The sequence below is a fragment of the Streptomyces katrae genome (genome assembly GCF_000966975.1).
Classification (GTDB): domain Bacteria; phylum Actinomycetota; class Actinomycetes; order Streptomycetales; family Streptomycetaceae; genus Streptomyces; species Streptomyces katrae.
The window spans coordinates 1-2,096 of sequence record NZ_JZWV01000158.1; the positions used below are offsets into that span (position 1 = coordinate 1).

Annotated in this window: 3 protein-coding genes and 2 pseudogenes; 3 read left to right on the forward strand and 2 right to left on the reverse strand. The window is 73.5% G+C overall.

Annotated elements, in window-relative coordinates; all coding sequences use genetic code 11:
* Positions 1–237, forward strand: a pseudogene (locus VR44_RS07920) (hypothetical protein); the annotation flags it as partial.
* 26 nt (positions 238–263) lie between these two features.
* Positions 264–722: an SAM-dependent methyltransferase gene (locus VR44_RS07925; protein ID WP_045946676.1), complete on the forward strand. Its 459-nt coding sequence runs from the start codon at positions 264–266 to the stop codon at positions 720–722.
* A gap of 15 nt (positions 723–737) precedes the next feature.
* Here VR44_RS07925 and VR44_RS07930 read toward each other — a convergent pair whose 3' ends face one another.
* Both VR44_RS07930 and VR44_RS07935 read right to left on the reverse strand, forming a co-directional pair.
* On the reverse strand, positions 738–1,292 hold the full coding sequence (locus VR44_RS07930) for an MOSC domain-containing protein (protein WP_045946677.1): 555 nt from the start codon (positions 1,290–1,292) through the stop codon (positions 738–740).
* Positions 1,293–1,314: 22 nt separating this feature from the next.
* Positions 1,315–1,497 carry a hypothetical protein gene (locus VR44_RS07935; RefSeq protein ID WP_045946678.1) on the reverse strand — a complete coding sequence of 61 codons (183 nt, stop codon included), beginning with the start codon at positions 1,495–1,497 and terminating at the stop codon, positions 1,315–1,317.
* A gap of 194 nt (positions 1,498–1,691) precedes the next feature.
* Between VR44_RS07935 and VR44_RS07940 the strand changes: the two are divergent.
* Positions 1,692–2,096 (forward strand): annotated as a pseudogene (locus tag VR44_RS07940) (transcriptional regulator); the annotation flags it as partial.

The window sequence follows — 2,096 nt, forward strand, 5'->3', positions numbered from 1 at the left end:
CGGCAGGCGCCCCCGCCGGGACGGGTGCGGTCGGCCTTCGCGGGTGAGGGCGTGCGGACCCTCCGGGCGGACGGGCCCGGCTGGTCGCTGGTGGCCCGGACCGGGGACGCCGCCTTCGTGCTGCTGGACGAGGAGCCGGGCGGGGTGCTGGCCGTGCCCCGTGAAGGGGCGGGCGGGCTGCCCGCGCTGCCCGGCCTGCTGGAGGCCCTGGACCGCGTCGCCGTGCGGCCGGTCTGAGGACGGATGAGGAAAGGGGAACGGTGATGGTCGAGTCGGTGCCCGTGGGCGTGGTCGTGGGCGGCCGGACGGACGTCGTGGACGACGACTGGGGGCGGGAACGGGCCGTGATCCGGCTGGACTCCGGCCTCTTCGGACCGGAGGCCCTCCACGGACTGGAGGACTTCTCGCACGTCGAGGTCGTCTACCACTTCGACCGGGTACCGGTGGAGAAGATCGAGACGGGTGCCCGGCACCCTCGGGGAAACCGGGACTGGCCTCTGGTCGGGATCTTCGCCCAGCGCGGGAAGAACCGGCCCAACCGGCTCGGCGTCTCGCGGTGCCGGGTCGTGCGCGTCGAGGGGCTGGACGTGCACGTGGAGGGCCTCGATGCCGTGGACGGCACCCCGGTGCTCGACCTCAAGCCGTACATGGCGGAGTTCGCTCCCCGGGGCGAGGTCCGCCAGCCGGAGTGGGCAACGGTCCTGATGCGGGACTACTACTGACGCCCGCGGGCCCGCTCAGACGCGTTCGAGCGGTATGTGCGGCAGCGGCGGGAGGGTGACCGTGATGGTGTCGCCGGGGCGGACCGTGCCGCCCCGGTGGACCACGCCCATGATCCCGGCCTTGCGGACCACCCTGCCCTCCTCGTCCCGGCCGACGACCTGCTTGAGCAGTCCGTCCTGGAACGCGTTGATCTGCGGGCAGGGGTTGCGCAGGCCCGTCACCTCCACGACCGCCTGCTCGCCTATCCCCAGCAAGGTGCCCGTCGGCAGGGCCAGGAGGTCTATGCCCTCGGTGGTGACGTTCTCCCCGAGCTGGCCGGGCGCGACGCTGAAGCCGGCCCGGGCGACCTCGTCGAAGAGCTCCCGGTGAATCAGGTGCACCTGACGCAGATTCGGCTGCGTCGGGTCCTGTGCCACGCGCGAGCGGTGCTTGACCGTGACCCCCGCGTGCACGTCGCCCTCGACGCCGAGACCGGTGAGCAGCGTGATGCTCTCCCGGTTCGGCTTCGTGAAGGAGTACTCGCCGTTGCTGCTGACCGCGGCGACCTGCGCCGTGGTGGTGCCGTTCATCTGGATGTCCCCCCTGCCGCTGTCAGCGGCCGATCCGCTTCCTCGACATGCCCCGCACCCTACGCCTCTGCGAAGAGTCCAGGAGGAGGTAGGCCAGCACCGGGACCCCGATCAGGACCGCCAGCGCCGGCCAGAAGCCGAACAGCCAGAACAGCACGACCGCTGCCGCGACCGCGACGACCGCGGTCCTTCCGCTCCTCGACATCTGCGGACACCTCCTCCTGCTTCGACCACTACCGGCACAACGCGCCGGAGCGGTGCCGCGTTCCCGGCCGGGTTCCGGCGCGGACTGGCCGACACGACGCTTGGCCGACACGACGCTTGCCGGGGTCGGGGACCGGCTCCACGATGGGGGCGCGCTCCGCATACCGCGGCTCCACGGCCCCTCGGGAGGGTGACATGGGCGATCCGTCGTTGGCGCTGCCGGGCGGGGCCGATCCCGCCGAACGCACGCGCGTGCTGCGGCGGGCGCACGACGCCTTCACCCGGGACGGACGGGTCGAGCCGCCGGTGCGGGCGGTGATCGCGAAGTCCTGGCGGCGCTGCGCACGGGCCCGGGTCAGCCCCGAGTGCGCGCCCCGCCTGGACCGGCCGGAGCCGGAACTGCTGGCCTACCGGGAACACCATCCGCTGGCCCGCGTGATGCCGCTGTTCCGGGACCTGGTGGGGGCGTTCGCGGCGCACGGGGCCCATCTGCTGGCGGTGTGCGACGCGCGGGGCGGACTGCTGTGGGTGGAGGGGGAACCGGCCACCCTGCGCCGGGCGGAGGGGCTGGGCTTCGTCCCGGGTTCGCGCTGGGCGGAG

Excerpts from the sequence above, each read along its gene's own strand:
- VR44_RS07925 (WP_045946676.1), top strand. The coding sequence starts at position 264 with ATGGTCGAGTCGGTGCCCGTGGGCGTGGTCGTGGGCGGCCGGACGGAC.
- VR44_RS07930 (WP_045946677.1), bottom strand. The coding sequence starts at position 1,292 with ATGAACGGCACCACCACGGCGCAGGTCGCCGCGGTCAGCAGCAACGGC.
- VR44_RS07935 (WP_045946678.1), bottom strand. The coding sequence starts at position 1,497 with ATGTCGAGGAGCGGAAGGACCGCGGTCGTCGCGGTCGCGGCAGCGGTC.